This window comes from Secundilactobacillus malefermentans DSM 5705 = KCTC 3548 (assembly GCF_001436395.1).
Classification (GTDB): domain Bacteria; phylum Bacillota; class Bacilli; order Lactobacillales; family Lactobacillaceae; genus Secundilactobacillus; species Secundilactobacillus malefermentans.
Genome location: NZ_AZGJ01000008.1, coordinates 14,302 through 38,234 on the forward strand (window position 1 = coordinate 14,302; position 23,933 = coordinate 38,234).

General features: G+C 40.0%; 25 protein-coding genes and 1 riboswitch. Of the genes, 9 read left to right on the forward strand and 16 right to left on the reverse strand.

All coding sequences use genetic code 11. The features are described 5' to 3' along the window. Positions 1-46: 46 nt before the first annotated feature. The 7 genes from FD44_RS02585 (at position 47) to FD44_RS02615 (ending at position 4,989) form a co-directional block, all read left to right on the forward strand. On the forward strand, positions 47-1,003 hold the full coding sequence (locus tag FD44_RS02585; RefSeq protein WP_010619811.1) for a LysR family transcriptional regulator: 957 nt from the start codon (positions 47-49) through the stop codon (positions 1,001-1,003). A gap of 21 nt (positions 1,004-1,024) precedes the next feature. Next, positions 1,025-1,954 (forward strand): manganese-dependent inorganic pyrophosphatase, encoded by a 930-nt coding sequence (locus FD44_RS02590; protein WP_010619812.1) that lies wholly within the window; start codon positions 1,025-1,027, stop codon positions 1,952-1,954. Positions 1,955-2,023: 69 nt separating this feature from the next. Beyond that, positions 2,024-2,521: a phosphatidylglycerophosphatase A family protein gene (locus FD44_RS02595; RefSeq protein ID WP_010619813.1), complete on the forward strand. Its 498-nt coding sequence runs from the start codon at positions 2,024-2,026 to the stop codon at positions 2,519-2,521. A gap of 70 nt (positions 2,522-2,591) precedes the next feature. Beyond that, a complete protein-coding gene (msrB, locus tag FD44_RS02600) occupies positions 2,592-3,026 on the forward strand; it encodes a peptide-methionine (R)-S-oxide reductase MsrB (RefSeq protein ID WP_010619814.1) in 435 nt (144 codons plus the stop codon). Positions 3,027-3,044: 18 nt separating this feature from the next. Continuing rightward, positions 3,045-3,563 carry a peptide-methionine (S)-S-oxide reductase MsrA gene (msrA, locus tag FD44_RS02605; RefSeq protein WP_010619815.1) on the forward strand — a complete coding sequence of 173 codons (519 nt, stop codon included), beginning with the start codon at positions 3,045-3,047 and terminating at the stop codon, positions 3,561-3,563. A gap of 65 nt (positions 3,564-3,628) precedes the next feature. Continuing rightward, a complete protein-coding gene (gene scrK / locus FD44_RS02610; protein ID WP_010619816.1) occupies positions 3,629-4,498 on the forward strand; it encodes a fructokinase ScrK in 870 nt (289 codons plus the stop codon). 80 nt (positions 4,499-4,578) lie between these two features. Next, positions 4,579-4,989 (forward strand): hypothetical protein, encoded by a 411-nt coding sequence (locus FD44_RS02615; protein WP_010619817.1) that lies wholly within the window; start codon positions 4,579-4,581, stop codon positions 4,987-4,989. A gap of 278 nt (positions 4,990-5,267) precedes the next feature. Here the strand turns inward: FD44_RS02615 and FD44_RS02620 are convergent, their stop codons facing one another. The 5 genes from FD44_RS02620 to FD44_RS02640 all read right to left on the reverse strand — a co-directional run bounded on the left by FD44_RS02620 (position 5,268) and on the right by FD44_RS02640 (position 10,019). Then, a complete protein-coding gene (locus FD44_RS02620) occupies positions 5,268-6,239 on the reverse strand; it encodes an ABC transporter ATP-binding protein (RefSeq protein WP_010619818.1) in 972 nt (323 codons plus the stop codon). 1 nt (position 6,240) lies between these two features. Next, the gene (locus FD44_RS02625) at positions 6,241-7,770 is read right to left on the reverse strand and encodes an ABC transporter permease/substrate-binding protein (RefSeq protein WP_010619819.1); all 1,530 of its coding nucleotides are present in this window, start codon (positions 7,768-7,770) and stop codon (positions 6,241-6,243) included. Between the two features lie 130 nt (positions 7,771-7,900). Continuing rightward, on the reverse strand, positions 7,901-8,422 hold the full coding sequence (locus FD44_RS02630; RefSeq protein ID WP_010619820.1) for a folate family ECF transporter S component: 522 nt from the start codon (positions 8,420-8,422) through the stop codon (positions 7,901-7,903). A 32-nt stretch (positions 8,423-8,454) separates the two neighbouring features. Beyond that, positions 8,455-8,550: riboswitch (THF riboswitch) on the reverse strand. Between the two features lie 50 nt (positions 8,551-8,600). Next, positions 8,601-9,467, reverse strand: a complete 867-nt coding sequence (locus tag FD44_RS02635) for a DegV family protein (RefSeq protein ID WP_010619821.1) — start codon at positions 9,465-9,467, stop codon at positions 8,601-8,603. 102 nt (positions 9,468-9,569) lie between these two features. Then, positions 9,570-10,019 carry a MarR family winged helix-turn-helix transcriptional regulator gene (locus FD44_RS02640; RefSeq protein ID WP_010619822.1) on the reverse strand — a complete coding sequence of 150 codons (450 nt, stop codon included), beginning with the start codon at positions 10,017-10,019 and terminating at the stop codon, positions 9,570-9,572. Positions 10,020-10,185: 166 nt separating this feature from the next. Here FD44_RS02640 and FD44_RS02645 point away from each other — a divergent pair, with 166 nt between their 5' ends. Continuing rightward, on the forward strand, positions 10,186-11,892 hold the full coding sequence (locus FD44_RS02645) for an NFACT RNA binding domain-containing protein (RefSeq protein WP_010619823.1): 1,707 nt from the start codon (positions 10,186-10,188) through the stop codon (positions 11,890-11,892). 83 nt (positions 11,893-11,975) lie between these two features. Here the strand turns inward: FD44_RS02645 and FD44_RS02650 are convergent, their stop codons facing one another. From FD44_RS02650 to FD44_RS02680, 7 genes are all read right to left on the reverse strand, one after another. Next, entirely contained in the window at positions 11,976-14,513 is a 2,538-nt protein-coding gene (locus FD44_RS02650; protein WP_010619824.1) for an ATP-binding protein, read from the reverse strand. Between the two features lie 3 nt (positions 14,514-14,516). Continuing rightward, positions 14,517-15,590, reverse strand: a complete 1,074-nt coding sequence (locus FD44_RS02655) for a carbamoyl phosphate synthase small subunit (protein WP_010619825.1) — start codon at positions 15,588-15,590, stop codon at positions 14,517-14,519. Between the two features lie 28 nt (positions 15,591-15,618). Beyond that, the gene (gene pyrR / locus FD44_RS02660; RefSeq protein ID WP_010619826.1) at positions 15,619-16,155 is read right to left on the reverse strand and encodes a bifunctional pyr operon transcriptional regulator/uracil phosphoribosyltransferase PyrR; all 537 of its coding nucleotides are present in this window, start codon (positions 16,153-16,155) and stop codon (positions 15,619-15,621) included. Between the two features lie 110 nt (positions 16,156-16,265). After that, a complete protein-coding gene (locus FD44_RS02665) occupies positions 16,266-17,186 on the reverse strand; it encodes an RluA family pseudouridine synthase (protein WP_010619827.1) in 921 nt (306 codons plus the stop codon). After that, positions 17,183-17,638 carry a signal peptidase II gene (lspA, locus tag FD44_RS02670; protein WP_029327539.1) on the reverse strand — a complete coding sequence of 152 codons (456 nt, stop codon included), beginning with the start codon at positions 17,636-17,638 and terminating at the stop codon, positions 17,183-17,185. Before lspA ends, FD44_RS02665 begins: the two co-directional genes overlap by 4 nt. A gap of 21 nt (positions 17,639-17,659) precedes the next feature. Beyond that, positions 17,660-19,321, reverse strand: a complete 1,662-nt coding sequence (locus tag FD44_RS02675; protein ID WP_010619829.1) for a formate--tetrahydrofolate ligase — start codon at positions 19,319-19,321, stop codon at positions 17,660-17,662. Further along, positions 19,322-19,729 carry an EbsA family protein gene (locus FD44_RS02680; protein WP_010619830.1) on the reverse strand — a complete coding sequence of 136 codons (408 nt, stop codon included), beginning with the start codon at positions 19,727-19,729 and terminating at the stop codon, positions 19,322-19,324. Between the two features lie 30 nt (positions 19,730-19,759). On the opposite strand from FD44_RS02680, the gene FD44_RS02685 reads away from it, so the two are divergent. Further along, positions 19,760-20,173 (forward strand): ribonuclease HI family protein, encoded by a 414-nt coding sequence (locus FD44_RS02685; protein WP_010619831.1) that lies wholly within the window; start codon positions 19,760-19,762, stop codon positions 20,171-20,173. Here the strand turns inward: FD44_RS02685 and FD44_RS02690 are convergent. The 4 genes from FD44_RS02690 to FD44_RS02705 all read right to left on the reverse strand — a co-directional run bounded on the left by FD44_RS02690 (position 20,170) and on the right by FD44_RS02705 (position 23,917). After that, entirely contained in the window at positions 20,170-21,288 is a 1,119-nt protein-coding gene (locus FD44_RS02690) for an NAD(P)/FAD-dependent oxidoreductase (RefSeq protein ID WP_010619832.1), read from the reverse strand. The two genes, FD44_RS02685 and FD44_RS02690, sit on opposite strands and share 4 nt — an antisense overlap. A gap of 252 nt (positions 21,289-21,540) precedes the next feature. Next, entirely contained in the window at positions 21,541-22,140 is a 600-nt protein-coding gene (locus FD44_RS02695; RefSeq protein ID WP_010619833.1) for a nitroreductase family protein, read from the reverse strand. Between the two features lie 103 nt (positions 22,141-22,243). After that, complete coding sequence (locus FD44_RS02700) at positions 22,244-22,714, reverse strand: 8-oxo-dGTP diphosphatase (protein WP_010619834.1); 471 nt, start codon at positions 22,712-22,714, stop codon at positions 22,244-22,246. A gap of 69 nt (positions 22,715-22,783) precedes the next feature. Further along, positions 22,784-23,917, reverse strand: coding sequence for a THUMP domain-containing class I SAM-dependent RNA methyltransferase (locus FD44_RS02705; protein ID WP_010619835.1), 1,134 nt, complete (start codon positions 23,915-23,917; stop codon positions 22,784-22,786). Between the last annotated feature and the right edge of the window lie 16 nt (positions 23,918-23,933).

The window sequence follows — 23,933 nt, forward strand, 5'->3', positions numbered from 1 at the left end:
TGTACTAATGATTAAGAATGCAATGATGACTTTCAGGAGGATTGCCATGAAGACAAAGCAAGATAGTATCTTTTCGTCAAAGACGTTGACTTACTTCCTGCAGCTTGCAGAAACCATGAATTATACTCAGGCAGCACAAATTCTTGGAATCACGCAACCTGCGTTGACGCAACAAATTAAAAAGCTTGAAAAAACGGTTGGAGCAGAATTATTTTATTCTGTTGGGAAGAAGCTCAGATTAACCGATGCTGGTTATACCATGCTTGATGCAACCAAAAATATCTATGAAGTACTAAACAAGGCAACCGATGAGATTCAACAATCAACTAGTGCGACGCAAGGAAGCATTAGCATCGGAATTCTTGCCTCGACAGAGGATAGTGTTCTGGAAAACTTCGCGATTCAATCGTACCGAGAAAATCCCGATATCCGAATCAGTTTCCATATGTTGACTCGAAAAGAAATTTGGGACCGCCTTGAGAACAACAACATCGATTTGGCAGTCATGTATTTGCCTGACGATTCAATTAAGAATTGGAAACCTTATGAATCCAAAAAAATTGTAAGCGACGACTTACTGTTTGTCCATCACGATGAAGCACTTTCCAAACGTAAACGGATTAAGTATGCCGACACGCTGGATCGTCCATGGGTCATGTATCCAGTTAATTACTATTTGAATCAAACAATCAGAGAATCCTACAAGAACCAACTTGTGAACATTCCTGATTCAGTGGCAAACTTCACGACACCACGCCAGATATTGAAGTTCTCAGTGGAAACGAATACGTACACGACTTTACCTTCTTCATTCATGATTGGGCAAAAGAATTTGAAGAATACTTGGACCGCAAAATTCGATCCAAATATCCATTTCGACTTAGCCTTTGTCTTCAGAAAAGGGAAGGATAAAATTCCTCGCATTGGCCGTTTCTTAGCGCAATTCGATGAATACTTAAAGTCAGAGGACTACTTTAGTCGTCTAAAAAATCTAAATAATTAACAAATAAAGGGGAAAATTAACATGTCAAAGGAATTAGTTTTTGGTCACCAAAATCCAGATACAGACGCAATTGTTGCTGCAAAGGCTTTTGCATACTTGGAAACAAAATTAGGAAAGGATGTTGAAGCCGTTGCTTTAGGCGAACCTAATGCCGAAACGAGTTTTGTATTGAACTACTTTGACGAACCAACTCCTCGAATCGTAAAGGCTGCAAAGCCCGAGGTCGACAGTGTCATGTTAGTTGACCACAACGAACCTCAACAAAGTATAGCCGATCTGAAGGATGTTGCGGTGACTCACGTTGTTGACCATCACCGAATTGCAGACTTCAACACATCTGCACCTTTGTTCTATCGCGCAGAACCAGTTGGTTGTACCAGCACGATCTTGACAAAGATGTTTGATGAAAATAAGGTTGAAATCCCAGCCCAATTGGCAGGCTTGATGTTATCAGCTATCATTTCTGATACGTTGCTACTTCAATCACCTACAACCACTGAGGATGACAAGATTGCTGTTAAGGCTTTAGCCGAAATTGCAGACATTGATTACCAAACTTACGGCATCCAAATGCTTAAGGCTGGTACCGACCTTGATTCAAAATCTGATAAAGAGTTGATTGATGGTGACGCTAAGTCATTCACAATGGCTGGTAAATCAGTTAGAATTGGTCAGGTTAACACAGTTGACCTACAAGATGTCATTAGCCGTCAATCAGGAATTGAAGCCGCTATGACTGCTGAACGTGAGTCTGAGGGCTATGATTTGTTCATTACCTTAGCAACCAACATTTTGGACAGCAATTCTGAACTCTTCGTTTCAGGTGCACCAGTTGATGTTGTTGAGAAGGCATTTAACACTAAATTAGAGAATAATCGCGCTAGTTTACCTGGTGTCGTTTCTCGTAAGAAGCAAGTTGTTCCACCACTTCAAAACGCTTTTGAAAACTAATAACTAAATTCAAATCAAGGCCACCTGATATGGGTGGCTTTGTTGTATGTAGATTGGAGGATCACTTAAATGTACAACCTGAACTATAAATATCCTGATACGAAGGCCTATAACTTCGTGGTTAATCGCCTAGAAGAGCGCGGGATCTCCATTACAGATATCGCTGAAATTGCGCGTGAAACGCAAAAGAAATTCCACCCATCCATTCAATTAGATCAATACGTTAAAAAGACAATCGACGTTTTGCACAAACGTGAAATTTTGAATAACGCGATGGTCGGCCTTGAATTGGACCGGTTAGCAACCGAGAAGGAGCTAGCACAGCCACTACAAGACATCATTGCCAATGACACTTCTGTTTTTGGTGTTGATGAAGGTCTGGCGCTAAACATGGCCAACATTTACGGCACCATTGGCGTCACAAACTTTGGCTTTATTGATAAAGAAAAAACCGGTAAGATTGCGGAGCTCGATCATGATAAAGATCATATCAATACCTTTATTGATGACATCGTTGGGGCAATTGCAACGGCGGTGGCTGCAAAAATTGCGCATGAATACGCCTAATTGTTGCATTTAAAATTAATAATCGTAAAATGAATGACAACGATACTATTCTGGTCTAGGAGATGATTTTGTGACAGAGTCTAAAGATGATTTAAAGAACCGTTTGACGGAAAAACAGTTCGATGTCACGCAAAATGCTGCAACTGAACACCCATTTACGGGTAAGTACGATGACTTTTACGAAGATGGTATTTACGTCGACGTTGTCAGCGGTGAACCGTTGTTCAGTTCACAGGATAAGTATGATGCCGGTTGTGGCTGGCCTTCATTTACGAAAACCATCGATAAAGAAGCGACAAAATCCAACACGGATTCATCGCACGGTATGGTTCGCGAAGAGATCAGAAGCAAGAATGCTAACTCACATTTGGGCCATGTTTTCAATGATGGTCCAGTTGAAGAAGGCGGACACCGTTTCTGCATTAACTCTGCTGCATTAAAGTTTGTTCCAAAGGATAAGCTTTCAGCACAGGGATATGGCACCTACGAGAAGTTATTTAACTAAGTGATGGGAGCGATTTAAGTGGAAGAAACAGCAATTTTTGCGGGTGGATGTTTTTGGTGTATGGTTCAACCCTTTGAGGATCAACCTGGAATCGACAAAGTTTTGTCTGGCTATACGGGTGGCCATGTTGAAAATCCCACTTACGAACAAGTGAGTTCACATACGACTGGTCATACTGAAGCCGTTGAAATTAAATACGACCCAGAAGTTGTCTCATACAAGCAGTTAGTTGATTTATATTGGCAGCAGACCGATCCAACTGACGCAATGGGCCAGTTCCAAGATCGTGGTGATAATTACCGCCCCGTTATTTACGTTAAGGATGATGAGCAACGAAAAATCGCCGAAGCCTCTAAAAAAGAATTGGCTGCTAGTGAGCGGTTTACGGATCCAATTGTGACGCAGATTGAGGACGTTAAACCATTTTACGTTGCAGAAGAGGAACACCAACAATTTTATAAGAAGAACCCAGCACGATTAGCCCTTGAAGAAAAGGGTGGCAGGGAACAATTTATTCAAGAAAACTGGCAAAAATAATTTGCGTAAGACTACATTATTTTTAGATGTAGTCTTTTTATTTGTCGGAAATGAGGAGTGATCAAATGCAATTAGGTAGTATTGAAGCAGGAGGGACCAAGTTTGTTTGTGCGGTGGGGGACGGGGACCTAAAAGTTGAGCAACAGGTACAGTTCCCAACAACGACTCCCGAGGAAACTTTTGCCAAAACAATTGAATTTTTTAAGCAGTTTCCAGAAATAACGGCAATAAGTATTTCATCGTTCGGACCAATTGAAATCAGAAAAAGCGCTCCAAAGTACGGATACATAACGGATACGCCCAAAAAGAACTGGTCAAATGTTGATTTTCTGGGCGTCATGAAAGCTGCCTTAAACGTGCCAATTTACTGGACAACGGATGTTAATGGTTCCGCATTTGGTGAGTACCAACATGCCAAAAATAACGGAGAATCACTTGACTCATTGGTCTACTACACAATCGGCACGGGTGTTGGCGCCGGAGTTGTCCTAAATGGTGAGTTTCTAGGTGATTTAGGCCATCCAGAAATGGGACACGTCAGGTTAAAACGGCATCCAAATGACCTTGAATTTGCTGGTATCTGCCCATTTCATGGCGATTGTTTAGAGGGATTAGTTTCTGGTCCAACTTTTGAAGCTCGACTAGGTCGCAAGGGTGAAACGGTCGCAGAAAACGATCCAGTTTGGGATATTTTGGCTTATTACATTGCCCAGGCAGCCTTACAAGTGACGTTAATGATTCGTCCTGGTAAGATTGTGTTTGGTGGTGGCGTAACGTCAGAAACACTATTACAGCGGGTTCGCGAGCAATTCTCAAGCTTGATGAATGATTACTTGGCTGTTGGTGATCTTGACCAATACATCGTGATGCCGGAAATTGCCAATAACGGCTCAGCAACGGTTGGTAATTTTGCACTAGCAAAAAACCTAGCCTAAGTTGTGTTTGATGCCCGAATTGGATAGAATGAAAGTATATTATATAACATACTTAAACAACCGATTGGAGCAATCATCTAATGAATAGCAAAATTCGAATTTCCTCGATTATTACCATGCTGACGCTGTGCTTTGGCTCAATTTTGGAGGCGCTGCAACCACTTGGCAATAGCTCAATGACCATTGGTAACTACAGACTCTGGGTCACCGTTATCAGTTATATTGGCGTTTATGCAATTGTTTTATGGCTGGTTTCAAATAACGCCGTTGTCAAAATTATTCTGACGCTGATTAATATATTCGCTGCACTGATTGCCTTGACATTTGTAGCTAGCGGCGTGATGAATTATCATGGATTAGTTGCTGTATTACTGGTCATTGTAGGAATTGTTGGTGTGATTGCGGGCATTTACGCAGTGATCGTTAACAATCGATTTGCGAAGCCAGAGACAGATCAACCAGATGAATCATCAGATTCAAATCAATCATAAATATAAAAACAGATGACGTGCTCAAAAATAAAATGAGTGTCATCTGTTTTTTCTTAATTGTGTTAAATTAATGCTTAAAATAAATTTGAGGAAAAGACTGTCAAAATGGGATAAATTTAACTTCTCTTTGAGGCAATTATTCTAACACTACTTTGAATAATATATATTATGTAAACTAGAGAAAAGAGCAATCGTTACATCCATTTTCCCCGCCCCTTACTTTAAATTTAGTCCAAAAAAGCGCGAATATCGTAAAATATTCGCGCTTTTTCTGTATTTTATGACTGATGATCATTTAAAAACTTAATAATACTACTTTGGTTTAAATATCCCATTGTTTTATCGTTCAAAACGATTTCAATCTCATGACCTTTTGCTAATTCGGTTAAACCATTCCGTAAAGTATCATTTTCATTATATTTTACCGTTTCTTTATTGCCAGCATGCTGAACATAATATCCTAGCGTCCCAATTCGACCCAGATACGTTTCATAAACGTCTTTTGAGCCACTATTCGCAAATAACTCGGACACTAGTTCGTTTGCTGGATTCTGAGCGATATCTGTTGGTGAACCGACTTGCTGCAAAATACCATTGTCCATGACACCAATTCGATCTCCAAGTTTCATTGCCTCGTTCATATCATGTGTGACAAATACAATGGTTGTTTTAGTTTCTGTATGCATTTTCAATACGAGGTTTTGAAGTTGCGTTCTTGAAATTGGATCCAGCGCACTAAAGGCTTCATCCATCAAGACAACCTGTGGCTCACAAGCAAATGCTCGAAGAATTCCGATTCGTTGCTGTTCACCACCAGAAAGTTCACTTGGCATGCGATTAGCATATGTTTTTGGATCCAGGTCAACACTCGTTAACAGATTATTAACGAGATTAATACGGTCACTTTTAGATTTGAATTGATGTTGTAATTCTGGAATCAAGGCAATATTTTGAGCAACGGACATATTTGGAAATAAGGCAATTTGTTGAAGCACATAACCAATTTTCCAACGTAGCTTCAATATGTTGTATGACGCAAGTTCTTTATTATCAAATAGAATAGTGCCACCTGTTGGTTTTTCTAGCGAGTTTATCATTTTTAAAGTCGTTGTTTTACCGCTCCCAGATGGGCCAACGAGGACAAAAAGCTCTCCATTTTGAATGGTTAAATTTAAGTTGTTAACTGCAGTGTTTCCTGCAAACTCTTTTGAAACATGCTGAAATTCAACTAAGGTTTTATTGTTTTCCAAACTAATTGTCCCCCTTTACCAACTTGTTTTTGACTAGGTAGTTGTGTGCTACAACTGCTGCAGAACGGTGCTTAACACTCACTTCATAGTTCATATCTTGCATTTGAGTTTCCGTAATTTTGCCAGCCAATTTATTTAAGCTCTTTGCAAGCTTTGGATATGCCTTCATTGTTTTGGCGTTAATTAATGGTGCGCCTTGATAGGTTGGGAAAAGATTACGGTCATCATGTAAGGCAACCAAGTTAAACTGACGTAGTTGTGCGTCTGTCGTATAGCCATCGGTGACGTTAATCTTCCCCTGGTCAATTGCTTGATATCGTAAATCAGCATCCATTGAAATTTTCTTAAAATCGAGTCCGTAAACCTTTTTTAGGCCTTTATAGCCATCATTACGATCAATGAATTCCAAATCGAATCCACCGTGGAGTTTGTTTTCAATTTTAAGTAAGTCGGAAATGTTTTTTAAATGATATTGATTAGCAAACGACTGTTTAACAACGACAGCATAGGTATTATTATAGGCCATTGGTTTTAGATAGGTCATCTTGTACTGCTTCTTTAATTTCTGCTTAGCTAACTGATAGGTTTTAGCTGCTGAGGTTCCCTGCCCCTTTACACTTGTATGAACCAGGCTCTCTAAGACTGTCCCAGTGAATTCAGGATAAAGACTAATTTGATTACTTTTTAGAGCCGAAAACAGGAAACTTGTTTGACCAAAATTTTGTTTTAATTGAATTTTTGTATTGGGTGCATCTTGTTTGATTAGGTCTTTGTACATTTGAATTAAGATATCTGGTTCTGAGCCTAATTTACCTGCAATAGTAATTGTGGGCTTTGACGCTTCATATTTACTGTATCCGGTAGTGCCGCCAATGAGTGCAATGAAACAGACTATCAGAATCCCAATCGTCTTAGGCTTTAATTTCTGCATCAATTGGATTGCGAGGCTAAAGATAATGGCTAAGAATGCCGAGGCGAGCGCACCAATAAACGTTAACATCGGTTCATTTCGGTTTATCCCTAGAAGAATGTACGTTCCAAGGCCGCCAGCACCAATTAAGGCTGCTAAAGTAGCGGTACCGATGATTAGGACGGTCGCCGTTCTAATTCCGGAAATGATCACGGGCATTGCAATCGGTAGCTCGACTCGAACTAATTTTTGCCATCTCGACATACCAAAAGCATCCGCTGCTTCCTCTAATGAAGGGTCAATTCCATTCAAGCCGACGTAGGTGTTTTGAAAGATTGGCAACAACGCATAAACAACTAAAGCAATGATTGCTGGCACATTCCCAATTCCGACGACGGGAATTAAAAGCCCTAATAAAGCTAAGGAAGGAATCGTTTGTAGGATTCCTGCTATTTGAAGCAGAACGTTAGCCATTTTTCGGTGACGAATTGCGTAGATTGCGAGTGGAATCGCGATCAACATTGCAATAATTAATGAGATTGCTGAAATTTCAATATGCTGAATTAAGGCTGACAGCAAACCAGACCTGTTTTTTAAAAACGTTTGAAGCAGTGCATTCATGGACTCCTATCTCCCTCATCTCATAAATTCGTTGGGTCTATCATACCATTTATCATATTTAGCTAAGAAGTATTAGCTTAGCCATTTAAAAAAACTCACGTTAGAAATCTACACGTGAGTTTAACCAATATTATAATCTTCGTCCTAAAGTCCGAATGGTTGTATTTTTAAGAATAATATAGATAATGAAAATTTGAATTGGCGCTGAAACTAACTCTTTTAACCCTCTTGCGGGAAGTAATGCCCAAAATGGCGTTTTATACATCAGCGTTAGCCATAAGGTATTTAACACTAAATTGACAATGACCGAAATTAACACTTGAGCAATGATTACTTTAACAAGTGATACCCTTTGGTCATACAAGAATACGCCATAAATGAAGGCGCCTAGTATAGCCGAAATCGTGAAGCCCACAAAGTACGGCGATCCCATTATTAGGGTACCAACAATGTCGGTTAATGCTGACGCCACGCTTGCCCAAATGGGTCCAACCCAAACTGCCATTAAAACGGTTGCGATGAACGTAAAACTAAATCTAAAGAACGTCGTTGGACTAAAGCTAAAACGACCTAAAATAAGTTGTAACGCCATCAAAACACCCAGAATTGCTGTCCTAAGCGTACTGAGTCTATAGAATCCTAATGTTTTCATATCGACATCTCCAGTGGGAGTTGCCACGGTGAGGCGGCGAATGCGGAACTAATATCGCAAGCTAGGCTTTTCGTCCGACGTTCACATTCCGTTCCATCGGCACTTTACGCATTAGTTCCTACTCCAATTATTTTGACACAAATAAAATGATAGCATAAACAAAATAAAAGCAACATGATTACGCCTTGGTAAAATCCTTTAGCCAGGCCAATGCCAAGGCTTTTTCCCCTAAATGAGTTCCAATTACGGGGCCAAAGTAACTAAAATCAACCGTCATATCCGGATACTTTGCTTGAATTGTATCACGCCAAGTTTTTCCGGCTGCTTCATCATTGGCATGAATGACTAATGCACGAAGCGGATAGTCAACTTTTTGTTGTGCTTCCTCAAATAGGGTTTCAACGCGAGCTAGTGCTTTTTTCCGAGACCTAACCTTTTCAAACGCCACGATTTCATGGGTTTGATCATCAAAAGTTAAGAGCGGTTTGATCTTTAAAACACTCCCAATAAAAGCTGACGCGTTTGAGAGGCGTCCACCTCGGACTAAGTTTTGAAGATCATCAACAATAAATAATTCGTCCATTGAATCACGGATATCATCCAGGTGAGTTAAAATTTCATCAACATCTTTTCCTTGTTCAGCCATCTTTGACGCTTCAATAGCAAGATAGCCCATCAATTTAACGGTGATTTGAGAATCATAAGGAATAACCTTAATATTTTCAATCGTTGGTGCAATATTTTTTAATTGATTCACAAATCCAGAGATGGTACTTGCTAAATGAATACTGATGACGGCATCATAGCCCTCATCTGCAAGCTTATTATATAAGGTAATCATTTCACCAAGCGGCGGTTGAGAGGTGCTTGGAAATGATTGAGTCGTTCTCAGTCTTTCATAAAAATCAGAGGTTGAAATATCAACGCCTTCATCAATTGATCGACCGTCCATGATGACTGGGATAGGAACCACATGAATGTGATACCTATCAACCTCATCCTTTGAGAGATAACTTGTACTGTCAGTTACCACTGCAATTTTCATCTAAACACCTGCTTTATTATTATCATCGGTTGTAAAATTAAAAAAACTTTGCAATAGCAATATACTATCGCAAAGTAGTGACTCTTACAAATAAAAGCCGAATTAATTTTTTAATTTAAATGATTTTTCTAATGAATCATCTATTCTGTCAACACTCTTAACCAATCGATTGAGTAGAATTTGCAGTAACTGCTGTTCCTCATCGGACCAATGCTCAAAGATAAGTGTATTTAAATCTTTAACGTTTGCTTCAATTTGCGCTTTTGCATCTTCACCCTTTTTTGTGATGGTGTAAATAAGCTGACGGTGGTCTTTACCAGTCGCCTCTTTTACCAACATTTCCTTGGTTACTAAGTTTTTTAATTGACGACTTAGAGTAGAAGTATCGAGATCCATGATGCCAGATAAAATTTCTTGGGTGTTCTGATCAACCGTTACGTTATTCAATAATTCCCACTCTGAAATTGTTAAATTTTCACCCTTTGTAAGCTGCATTAATTGCTGTTTATGTATTCTTGCAGTCTTTCGTAATAGATTTAAGCTATTTTCCATCATACCATCTCCAATCATCATTTGTATTATACATCAATTGAATTGTATTGAACATCTATTTAACTTTATTTGCGATTTAAGTAGCTATTCTTTATGTGGCCGGCTATTTTCTGTATACTTAAGGTTGTATGTCTCCATAAATTTGTATTTGAAAGATGTGATATTTTTGAGTTTTGATGGATCCTTTACCCACTCAATGGCTATTGAGTTAAATACGCAACTGCAATCAGCTCGAGTTTCAAAAATTAGCCAACCCTATCCAAACGAAGTGGTCTTAACTTTTCGGAATAATAGAAAAAATCTGCCATTACTTTTATCAGCTAATCCAACCTATGCGCGAGCTCAGATTTCTGAGATTCCATATGCGAATCCAGAGAAGCCAACCAACTTTACGATGATGCTTCGTAAGTACCTTGGCGGTGCAGTTCTCCAGTCAGTGTCTCAACTAGAGAACGACCGAGTTCTAAACTTTGCCTTTTCAAGCCGTAATGAACTAGGTGATACGATTCAGCTATCCTTGATCATTGAAATAATGGCCCGTCATAGTAACGTCATTTTAATTGATCAATCGACAATGACCGTGCTTGATGCAATTAAACATGTTGGTTCCGATCAAAATCGTTATCGAACACTTTTACCAGGAAGTACTTACATTAACCCACCGGCTCAGAATTTGAGAAATCCGTTTGAATTTGATACTCACGATTTAATTGAGTTACTAAAAGCGTTCCCTAATGAAGATGTCTTGGGGGCGGAATTGCAAAAACGTTATCAAGGACTAGGCAAAGATACTGCCTCTGCACTAGCAAAACAGTTACACCAACCGGGAGATTCAACTGATCTTTTTAAAGAATTCTTTGACCAGTTTAATAACCCAATCCCTACCCTTTCGCTTCTTGCCAATAACAAGACAATGTTTTCCGCTTTTCCCTATGTTGAATCTGAATCAAATAATAGCTTCGACTCATTGAGTAAACTTTTGGATTTTTACTTCCAAGATCGAGTTGAACGAGATCGGGTTCAGCAACAGGGAAGCACCTTAATCCATGTGGTTCGTAATGAACTAAAGAAGAATAAAAACAAGGTTAAAAAACTTAAGCGAACCCTAGTTGAAACTGAATCAGCAGATGAGTTCCGCGTTAAGGGGGAAATCTTAACAACCTACCTGAATAAGGTAACACGAGGTATGAAAGAAATCACACTCCCTAATTTTTACGAGGAAGAAAAGCCACTGAAGATTTCGCTATCTAACCAGATTTCTCCTTCTCAAAATGCCCAGAAATACTTCAAAAAATATAATAAGCTACAAAATGCTGTTACATTTGTGAATGAGCAACTGAAGGAAACTAATGAAGAAATTGATTATTTAGAGAGCGTCATGTCTCAGATTGAATTAGCTAAGCCAAGCGACCTCGTTGAAATTCGACTAGAACTTCAAGAAGGCGGTTATCTGAGGAACCATGAGCACGATAACAAGAAAAAACAGAAGAAGCACAAAATTGCAAAACCTGACCAGTTTACCGCTTCAGATGGCACTTCAATCGAGGTCGGAAAAAACAATTTACAAAATGATCAGTTAACGCTTAAAACAGCCAAAAAAACCGATATATGGCTTCACGTTAAGAATATTCCAGGATCTCATGTTATTATTCATGATCCAGCGCCAAGCGAGGAAACGTTAATGGAAGCTGCAAATTTAGCAGCTTATTTCTCAAAGGGACGCCAATCAAGTACCGTTCCAGTTGACTATATCCAAGTTAAAAAGATTCGGAAACCTAATGGTGCTAAACCGGGCTTCGTCGTTTATGAGGGTCAAAAAACAGTCTTTGTCACTCCGGATGAGGCACTTGTCTCAAAACTTGAAACTAACTAATCTATAAATTAAGAAGCGCAAGAGATAAACTATTTCATTTATCTCTTGCGCTTCTTTTAATTTTCTAAATTTAACGAATCAACTTACTTATTTTTCTGTTCTGTATTGCTTAATTCTTGACGCGCAATTTCATCCGTTGATCCAAATGCAATTTCTGCACCCACTTGTTGTTGGGAACTACCCGCTTGGTTCTTAACCCTTAGTTGATTAAATGGGTAATTAAATTGCATTAAGACAACTCGATCTGGATGCAAATTTAGTTTAAATGTCGCCAGTGAGTCCGGAGATAATAAGCCAAGTTTTTGTTGTACCAGAATTCTAATCCAATTAACGCCAGTTACCTTGTTCAGGAAGGCAATTTCTGTCAATCTAGCAGGCCGAATTCCGGTAAACTTAACTTGGTCCTGACTCTGTAGAAAGAGTACCTGTACAAGTCCCCTTAAGTTGCGCTTTTTCGCTTCCGCAACGGCTTGAGTAATAATCAAGTTCTGCTCATCTTCGCTTAAGGTTGGTGGCGTTTTAAAACCTGATACTTGGTCTAACTGATTTGAGTGATCGCCACTCAATAATCTGACTAGTTCAATTGGTGTAACTTCATCATCCGTGACAAACAGACTTAATTCTAAATTAGCTTGTTCAGATAGTTCAACGCCTGCTTCTTGATCCGGTGGTAAGACCACAACAGGTAACCGCCGTTTTTTGAGTTCTCTTGTTAGATAATGGCGATTTCCTGGAATAAAAATGACCTCTGGATGTTCCAGCTCAATAATGTTTAAAAGATCTCCTAATTGAATGGGATCGACGTACTGTTTGTCGCTAAGCTGTGGAATTAGTGACAGCGCATTGGGATTTGTATTAATAATGATGGTTTTATAGTCTGCTTTGCGAAGCTGATTTAAGAGACTGACGGTGAAGTAGTCTGCCGAAGTATTGGGTCCGAGTTGGTTACCACCCCGACCAACAACGAGCGCCGATTTAGCCTCAAGCTTTTTTGACTCATTTTCGGTCTCAAACGTACTGTAATAAATGGTCGATACCTTATCAAATTCACCAGCAGTTGGTTCGACCGCTTTGTATGTCGGTAGAATTTGACTCTCTTTCGCAAACGTTCTTATTGCATCAATCGATACTTGCCACATTCCTGCAATCATACCATCACCAAATCCGAAATACTTTGCCTTTTCCAATGTTTTAGCATCCATTGGATTTGCAATTGTCTCGGTTTCGATTTTTATTAAATGCTTAATTTTATAGAAATAAAAAGGATCTATCTTGGTTAATTCAGAAAGCTCGTCCACTTGATAGTGGCGGCGCAGCGCTTCTACCAATGCAAAAATTTGCGTAGAACGAGCGTGAATAAGCTGATCAATTAACTCGTTATCATTTAGCTTGATTTGGGGCAAAACGTCCTTAGGGCTCAGTTGAGAAGATCTGAGCGCCTTCAGCATTGCTTCTTCAGTACTCCGACCAATTCCAATGGTTGACCCCACTGATTTCATGACTGTGTTTAAATGATCATCTGCACTTGGTACATCTTCAAATGGCCAAAGTGGAAACTTTGCAACAACGTGATCAACAGTTGGTTCCATGAGTGCTATTTGTTTGGCATAATTATCGGGTAGTTTTATTTCTGCCAACTGTAATTCAGTGGCTAAGTTAGCAATCACGTGTGCTAATGGATAACCCGTGGCCTTTGCAGCAAGTGAGACACTTCGATCGAAGTATGGACTTATTTTGGTCACATAATAACTATGGGTCTCACTATTCAATGCAAATTGGGTGTGAAGCACACCAGTAATTTTAAGTGCTTGAATAATTGACAGGGTTGCGTCCCTCAAAGTTTGAAATTCACGGTCCGTCAATGTTTGTGTTGGGACGAACATAATTGAATCGCCGGAATGAATTCCAATTGGATCCATGTTTTCAATCCCGCTAATCAAGAGTTTCGTGCCACTCTTATCACGAATAGCTACCATTTCAATTTCTTTATTACCCACAACGCTTTGTTCAATCACGCATTGATGAATTCTTGACTGTTCAAAACCACTTTCTAACGCGCTATCTAATTGATCCTCATTTTCACAAAGCTGCCGGTTGGCGTCTCCCCATGGAGAAACGGACTTTATAATAACCGGATAGCCGATATCACGAAGGACATCAAATGCATCATCAAAATCTTTGACGACTTGAGAGCGAATGACAGGCTGATTAATTTGAGTTAAAAACTGTTGAGTCAGTGCTGGATTACTAATCTGTTGAAGCGCAAGTGGCGGCATGCCCAGAATTCGAACCTCATTTTCTCCAAGAACACCCGTTTCAAGCAATTCTTGGGTTACTCGAATTGCTAAAAGCCCGCCAATTGTTGGAAGTATTGCATCCGGCTGTTCTTTTTCGATAATATTTCTCGCATTATCAACAGTGACTGACTGAATGAACATGTTACTTGGTTGAACCGACTCCAAAGAAATAGAGTACGGATTATTGTCGAGTAGAAGCGTTTTAATGCCGAGTCGTTGGAAGGTCTGAATTGTTTGATAAATAACGCCATCGAGTTCAGTTTCGTGGCCAATGTCAGTATGTCCGCCGCCAATTATTAAGACTTTGTGTATTTGATTGACCATCGCTTACTCCTCTCGAGTACTCATTATTTCTGTAAATTCATCAAAAATATCTAATGAATCATCAGGACCAGGCGCAGCATCTGGGAAAAACTGCACAGAAAAAGCCGGGAAATCCCGATGTCGTAATCCCTGGACGGTGCCATTAATTAAATCTACATACGTGATGATTAATTTTTCTCGGTCAACCGATTTTGCATCAATTGCGTACCCTTGTCCCTGAGCCGCAAAGATAATTTGGTTGGTAATAATTTGTCTAATTGGATGATTTGCACCATGGTGCTCGGAAAGCATTGGCGTAACAGTTGCATTATTAGCTAGCGCAAATAATTCGTGCCCCAAGCCAATCGCAAACAGCGGCACCTTAGATTGAATTTCCCGAATCATATCCAGAACAGTTTCAGGCAAGTCAAACGGTGATCCAGGGCCAGTAGACAGAATGACACCATCCGGATCCAAATTGGTGATTGATTCAGCGGTGGCAGACCAAGGAAGAACAGTAACGTTACAATCCCGTTTAGAAAGTTGCCGCAAAATACCATTTTTGAGGCCGAAATCAATCACAACCACATTGCTACCAGTATTGGGATTAGGATATGGTTTCGGTGTTGAAACTTGCGCAACCTGCTGATTCGTTAAAACAGTCGCGTGTAATTGATCAAATGCATGATCGTCGTCCACATCAACGATACTTCCCTTAATAGTTCCGGTTTTTCGGAGTTTTCGAATGATGTAACGGGTATCGATGCCACTAATTCCAGGAATATTATTTTGTTTCAAAAATTGATCTAGCGAAAGTCTTCGTTGCCGATTTTTAGAAATGCTGGCTAAATCCCTAACGACCATGCCTTTTGCAGTTGGCAAAATAGACTCATAGCTGTCATGATTGATGCCAGTACTACCAATGGTTGGCTGAGAAAAAACGATAATTTGATTATGATAAATTTGATCGGTCACAATTTCTTGATAACCGGTCATACTCGTATTAAAAACAACTTGGCCAGTTGTCGTAGCACTAGATCCAAAGCCTTCACCTTTAAAAGAAGATCCATCTTCAAGTATTAAGTATCGTTCAGCCATTTAATTCACTCCTAAATACCGCAATCGCTTATTTATGTAAAATTTCGACCGCGTCACGCCCGTCAATTTCTTCAACGGAAACTCTAATTCTTTCTTTTTGGGAACTTGGGATATTTTTGCCCACAAAGTCGGCACGAATTGGAAGTTCTCGATGACCACGATCAACTAAAACTGCTAAATTAATGCTTTCAGGTCGTCCCATGTCAATAATTGCACTTAAGGCAGCGCGAATTGTGCGACCCGTGTAAAGAACATCATCAACTAAAATGACTTTTTTACCAGCAACTGGGAATGTAACGCTTCCGGCAGTGACCGTTGGATCATTTTCTTTACCATCGTGTTCAATATCATCACGATACATTGTGACGTCTAATTCGCCAACTGGAACTTCTGATCCTTCAAGCTGTTGAAGTCTGCTCGCGATTCGTTGTGCCAGGTAAACACCGCGAGTCTTAATTCCCAAAATGACTAAATCATCAATGCCCTTATTGTGCTCGATGATTTCATAGGTAATCCTGGTTAATGCTCGTTGCATTGCCATTGCGTCTACGACTACTTTAGCCATTCTAATTTCCTCCTAAATAATATTATGGTTGTAATTTAGAGATACATCGCTCAAAAAATGATTAATCCGTCGTCGGATTTATTAAAGCATATTAAACTCCCCCAACAAAGTCAACGTTGGCTGGTACTTTTGGTCTGTTTTCTAAGCTTATCAATCATTTTCTGAAATTCATCAGGTAATGGTGCCGTAAAAAGGAGCTCCTTACCAGAAACTGGATGACGGAAGCCAAGTTCTCTAGCATGCAAATATTGACCAGTTCCTGCCAAGGTTTTCTTCGGGCCGTATAGCGGATCTCCCGCCAAAGGGTGCCCGATTGATTTCATGTGTACCCGAATTTGATGGGTTCTACCAGTTTCAAGACGACACGCGACCAAAGTATAGTTTAGGTAGCGTTCCAGAACTCGGTAATGGGTAATAGCGACTCGACCACCCTGGACGATTCCCATTTTTTTCCGATCCTTAAGGGAACGGGCAATGGGCGCATTAATAGTCCCCTCATCGTTTTTAACAATACCATGCACAAGTGCAACGTATTCCCGCTTGTTGGTCTTAGCTTTTAGCTGTGCGGCAAGTGATTGGTGTGCGTGATCATTTTTGGCAACCATTAAAAGCCCAGTTGTATCCTTATCAATTCGGTGAACGATTCCTGGACGAAAAGTTCCGTTAATTGTTGATAATGGGCTATGGTACAGTAATGCGTTTACGAGTGTATGGTTAGGGTGACCAGCAGATGGATGAACGACCATTCCAGCTGGTTTATTAACGACAATTACGTCGTCATCCTCATAAACAATGTCCAAAGGAATGTCCTCTGGTTCGACGCCAGATGCGACTGGCTCAGCTCGGTCAATTTCAATTTTATCCCCATTTTGAACGAGGTATTTTGGCTTCTCATTTCCCCCATTAACGCGAACGTGATTTTCTTCAATTGCCAATTTAACTTGGGATCGAGTCCAATCCGCGAAATGATCACTGATTACTTTATCTAATCGACCGGATTCAATGGTGATGGTAAATTGTTCAGTTTTCATTTAGATTTCTTCATTCTTTCTTCTAACAGCATAAATAGCAGTAGTAAGATTACGCCAACCGTCAAACATGAATCCGCAAAATTAAATATAGGAAAATTGATAAAATCAAGTTGAAACATATCTACAACGTAGCCTAAACGGATTCGATCTATAAAATTACCAATTGTTCCTGCAATGAGTAATGAAATGCTTAAACAATATGGCCAATAGTTTCTAAAGTACCAAAAGTAATAGATCATCACTAACAACGCGATAATCGTAATGATTGTGAATAGCCATTGTTGACCGCTCAAAATACTCCAAGCTGCCCCATTGTTTCGGAGATAAGTGATTGACAGAAATCCGGGAATCACTGTTTTAACGCCGCCAAGAAACAAACTAGCAACAACTGCATGTTTAATGACCTGATCGATAATAATTAATAAAATTGCAAGTAAACTAAAAAGGATAATCATGTTTTTCTCCAGAGTCGTTTAGAATAAACCAGTTATTTTTCCGGTTTTGTCGATGTCCATGTTAAGTGCTGCAGGTTTTTTTGGCAAACCTGGCATTGTTAATATCTTACCAGTCAGAGCAACAATGAACCCTGCCCCTAGTTTGGGAACAAACTCGCGAACGTGAATACTAAAGTCTGATGGCGCACCTAATTTCTTGGCATCATCGGTAAATGAATACTGAGTCTTAGCCATGCAAATCGGTAACTTATCCCAGCCACGTTCCTTGAACCTTCTCAATTGATTTTTGGCCTTTGTTGATAATTCAACCTTGCGACCACCGTATATCTTTGTCACAATTTGGGTCATCTCAGTTTCCAACGTATCGGTTTCTGAGTAAAGGGGTCTGAATTCCGTTTCAGTGTCACAAGCTTTAACAACCGCCTCTGCTAGCTCTGTTGCCCCAGCACCACCATTTGCCCAAACCGTGGTGTCATAAGCTTCTACACCAAATTTGGTTTCAACGATTTGCTTTAAAGCTGAGACCTCGGCGTCCGTATCCGAACTAAACCGGTTAATCGCAACGATGACTGGCACATTGTACTGTTTCATATTTTGGACATGGCGTTGTAAATTAATGCTACCCTGCTCCAACGCAGCCAGATTTTCAGTGCCTAAATCAGCCAATTTAATTCCAGCATTATATTTTAGTGCCCGAATTGTTGCGACAATCACAATTGCATTCGGCGTTTTACCGAGTTTTGGTGTCTTAATATCGAGAAATTTTTCAGCACCTAAATCTGCTCCAAATCCAGCCTCAGTTACCGCATAATTGGCCAACTTGAGGGCAGCTTGAGTTGCAAGAATCGAATTACAGCCATGAGCAATATTAGCAAATGGTCCCCCATGGATAATTGCTGGGGTGTGTTCCATTGTTTGAACGAGGTTAGGCTTGATTGCGTCCTTTAGTAAAAGGGTAATCGCACCGCCAACCTTTAAGTCTGCAACTGTAATTGGCTTTTTATCATAAGTATAGCCAAGCAAAATTTTATTAACGCGCACTTTTAAATCCATTAAATCGGTGCTTAAACACAGAACGGCCATCAGTTCACTAGCAACTGTAATATCAAAGCTCGTTTCTCGTGGTACGCCACTAGTTCGACCGCCAAGTCCGATGACGACATTTCTAAGAGCCCGATCATTGATGTCTAATACGCGGTTCCATTCGATGGTTCTTGGATCGATATTTAAGTCGTTGCCTTGTTGTAAATGGTTATCAATTAAAGCCGCAAGCGTGTTGTGGGCTTCAGTAAGTGCGTGCATGTCCCCTGTAAAATGGAGGTTAATATCCTCCATTGGAATTACTTGGGCCATACCACCACCCGTTGCGCCACCCTTCATTCCCATAACGGGTCCGAGGGATGGTTCACGTAAGGCAACTGCAGTTTTTTTGCCAATTCGGTTTAAAGCATCACCAAGTCCAACGGTCACCGTTGACTTCCCTTCTCCTGCTGGAGTGGGATTGATTGACGTAACCAAGATTAGCTTATGGTCTCCAATTTTACCTTTGATTGGTAGCTTAAGCTTTGCTTTGTTATCACCATATTGTTCTATCTCAGATGACCCTAATCCTAATTTTTCAGCAACCTGAGTAATCGGTAATCCGGTGCTTGATTGTGCAATTTCGATGTCTGTTTTCAATTACATTACCTCCGATTCGTTGTTACTATTCCTAATAATCATTTCAAGCTCAATCACAGAGTTCGGTGGTAAAATAAAATTGTAAATTTTACCTTTGGCAACAAAACCAAGTCTCCTCTTTGTGGTTGTGACGTTCGATATTTGTGCAAATTTGATTTTTTGACCTCTTTGGTTAATTAATTTCTTGATAATTAAGGTATCGGCTTGAATCACAATATTTCTAAAGTGAATTTCAGCCCAACACGTGAAAGCAAAAACAAGAAAGAAAGCTAACGTAATCCACTGAAAATGGGTAATTTCTAACCAAAAAATAGCCCCAAGTAAAAAAATAATGACTGTCCAACTCCAATTAATAATGCTAACAAGTGGACTTGGTTGATATAAAAATCGGCGCTCTTGAGTTACCATATATATTAAATCCTTTCGTGGAGGAATCGCATGATTACATTATACACTGATGCCGCAACTAATCCTAAAACTAACGTAAGTGCTTGCGGAATTTTAATCATTCAAAATGGGAAACAGATTCAATTAAAATTTGACCTACCAAATAGTGATAATCATAAAGCAGAATTTCATGCGGCAATATTGGCATTTCAACTTCTTTTACGTGATTATGTCACTGCAGAAGCTGCAAAAAAAATGACCGTCCGCTTTTTTACGGACAGTCAGATTTTAGCTGATAGCATTCAGAAAAAATACGCAAAGCATTATCAAAATCTTGTTGATCAGTTGCTAGAACTTCAGGATCAATTTCAACTAGTCCTCTCAATGTGGGTTCCCGAAAAACAAAACCGAGGTGCCCATCAGCTAGCGATGCAAGGCCTGCATCATGCTGAATCGAAAAATTAAAGTCGCTTCAAATAAATATCTAACTCTTTTTCGTAATTTGACCAGTCTGGTTCGCCGCCAAAAATGATTGAACCGGCAAGTAATTTGCCAATAATGGGTCCCGTTGTGAGACCAGATGAACCAAGTCCCCCTGCCACTAAAACTTTTCTGAAGAACGGCACGGGTCCAAAGAATGGTGCAAAATCGCTAGAATAACCACGCGTCCCCACGCGCATTCCAGTTATCTTATCAATCGTTAGCTCTGGAACCATTGCTTTGGCACTGGCAAACAGATCTTTTTTTGCTTCTGAGGTTTGCTCTAGGTTAAATCCATTTTCATCTTCGTGGGTGGCGCCAACGATTAACGAACCATTACCAAATGGAATAAAGTCGCGCTCGCCCTCCGGCATCAGCACTGGCATCACTTGATGGTCTTCATAGTTCTTAACACTCAGCTCAATTAATTGGCCCTTTTGTGGTCTAATATCTGCTTCAATTCCCAAAGGCTCTAGTGTTTGCTTCAACCAGCCGCCAGTTGCCACGATGACTCGATCAAATTTCACGGTTCCGCGAGCAGTGACAATATTGCCATCAGAATTTAGGCTGACTTTTTCGTTTTTAACTTTCAAATTCTTTGTTTGCGCAATTTTTAAAAGTGATTCTGTGTATTGTGCGCCATCAATTCTAGCGCCACCAGAGACTAATATCCCAGGATGCGGTTGGTGTAATAATGGAATCATTTGGCTCACTTCTTCTGAAGTCAGCTGAGAAACGGTCCCCATTTGAGGGGCATCCTGTCTTCTATTTTGAGCCAATTGATACAGGGACTCTAAATCAGCATCATTACTCCGCGTGATAATTGTGCCGGTTTGCTGGTAAACGGCGTTACTTAAATTTGCTTCTCGTGCAAGCTGTGGTAATAGATCAGCTCCGGCTTTTGCCAATTCGTACCACCGCTTATTTCGTCTTTTAGAGAGCCATGGTGAAATAATTCCGGCTGCAGCCTTAGTAGCTTGACCAGTACCATCATCATATAAAGTTACTTCTTGCTGTGTGTTTCCGGGTAGCTTACTTAAATAATAGGCAACGGTTGCGCCTACCATTCCACCACCAACAATTGCTACTTTTTGCGTCATAGTTTGTAACCTCCTGATTAATAACCCTATGACTTTATAGTATCACAATCAGAAAAACAAAAAGGAGCTGGGACAAAACAAATGTTTTGTCCCAGCTCCTATGTTATTTTCGAATATTCTTGCTTAGTCGGGTTCCAAAAGGCTGCTTTCTCCGCCTAGCTACGATCAACAAACAATCCCAAGTACAGGATTATTCGTTAATCTAGGCTATGCTCAAAAGCAAACCGCCTTTTGTCTCACCCTTAATTTTAATTATTTAAACACTTTAAACTGCTCTGACTCTGGCATAAATTCCTTTTCGTTTACAGAACCTTCAATTGAACCAAAGTCCAATTGGCCACGTAAACGCCAGTTATCAGGAATGTTGAAAGCTTCTTTAACAAGATCATCGATAATTGGATTGTAATGTTGAAGATTAGCGCCGAGGTCCATTTCAGCTAAGGTTTCCCATACTGAATAGATGGCGATTCCTTGGCCTTGTTCTGACCAATCGTAAAAGTTATCGGCATAAAGTGGGAAATTCTTTTCAAGATCTGCAACAACGTCAGTGTCGGTGAAGAACATTACTGTCGCAAATGAAGCTTTAAATGAGTTAATTTTTTGGAGTGTCTTTTGGTAAGCTTCTTCGGTTGGCACTTCAGACTTAAGGCGTTTTGCAACGATGTCCCAAAGTTTATCGTTACTCTCTCCGAAAAGTGTCACAGCTCTAACAGTTTGGCTATGAAATGCTGTTGGTGCTTGTTGAATCGCCTTTTGAATAACTGATACCAATTCATCTGGAGACTGCTTGACATTTTTACCAAGTGAATAGATTGAACGACGCTTTTCTTGTAAGTCATAAAACTTGCTCATATTATAATTCCACCTTAAAAATTAGTATTTGGTGCGCCGGTGCGCTACCGATTACTAAAATAATACCAACTTACTTTTGGTAAGTAAAGGAAAAAGTCCTAAATTAGTTAATTTCTGAAATTTTTCCGTTCATTTGGTCAGATGTCGCTGAAGTCGTTTGCTCATTTAGAAATATTTTAAGAAATTGGGGAATACTTTCTGCGGTATTCTCTGCCGTCAATTCATTGAGGGACTTCCAACTATTAACACCCTCGTCACCATTTTGAACTAAGGTACCAGAAAAATCAGACGTGTGGTATAAAAAACAGATTTTCCGGGTTAATTCCTTGTCATCAAACCATTCGACAGTCCCACACAAGGATAACGAATGAACGGTGAGCCCCGTTTCTTCTCGTACTTCGCGAACCATTGCGTGGTATAAGTCTTCCTTAACCTCCACGTGACCACCAGGAAAAGTTAACCCGCGGCGCCAGGAAACATCGGTTTTGTCTTGGACAAGAACTTGTTTCGTGTTTGGATCAGTAATTAAACACATGTTGACTAGCTCAACTGACTGACTTCTTGGATATTTCATCGTTTGACCTCCTCAATAATCGTTATTATAGCAAAAAAATCAGACCAATTTACTGGTCTGATTTTTAAGTTATTTTCTAATTTTATGGCCCCAGAACTGGAAATAATCCGTTCTTAGCGCACCATTATAAAGTTTACGTTTCTTAGTTGCGCGGTCGCCATAGAATTGTTCGAAGTCTAAGTCAGCCGTAATAATGTATTTAGACCAGCTTGTTAACGGCTTAAATACTTTACCCATTTGACGGTACATAAGTTCAACGCTTTCCTTGTCCTTCATTCGTTCACCATATGGTGGATTAGAAATCATGACCCCGTTGATTTTATCAGTCGTAAAATCTTGAACTGCGAGTTGTTTAAAGTCGATATCGTGTAAGACGCCGGCTGCATTAGCATTAACCTTAGCAACATCAATCATCGAACCATCAATATCGGAAGCAAAAATATCAAGATCAATATCATGATTTTCAGCTTGTCGCGCTTCTTCACGCAGCTTCTCACTAATCTTTTGATAGTCTTGATGCCAACCTTCGCATACAAATGAGCGATTAATACCAGGTGCAATATTATGCCCAATTAAAGCAGCTTCAATTGGAATAGTACCAGAACCACAAGTTGGGTCTGCAAATGGCATATCAGGATACCAATTGGTTATCTTAATTAAGGCTGCAGCCATATTTTCTTTCATGGGAGCAGTACCCTTTGCTTCACGGTAGCCACGTTTGAACAGACTATCACCCGTTGTATCAAGGGTAACCATAACCTGATCATCTCTGATTGCCACTTCTACTGGGAACATTGCCCCAGTTTCAGGCAAACGTGTCCGTCGATGATAGACGGCACTCAACTTGTTTACAATGGCTTTTTTTGAGATAGATTGAATATCAGGGACACTATGAAGCTTAGAATTCTTTGATCGGGCATTAACCGGGAATTCTGCATCCATTGGCATGAAATGATCCCAGTTTATTTCAGTAACCTTATTGAAAAGGTCCTCAAAAGTCGTTGCCCTAAATTCAGCAATGATAATTTTGATTCGGTCAGCCGTTCGCAACCAGAGATTGGCCTTAATAATATCTTCCATGGTACCGTCAAACTTGATTCGACCATTCTCGACCTGAGTCTGAAAACCAAGATACTTTAACTCACGTCCTGCAATTGCCTCAATTCCACTTGCCGTGGCAGCATAAAGATGAAACTTTTCCATAACGAGTCCTCCTATT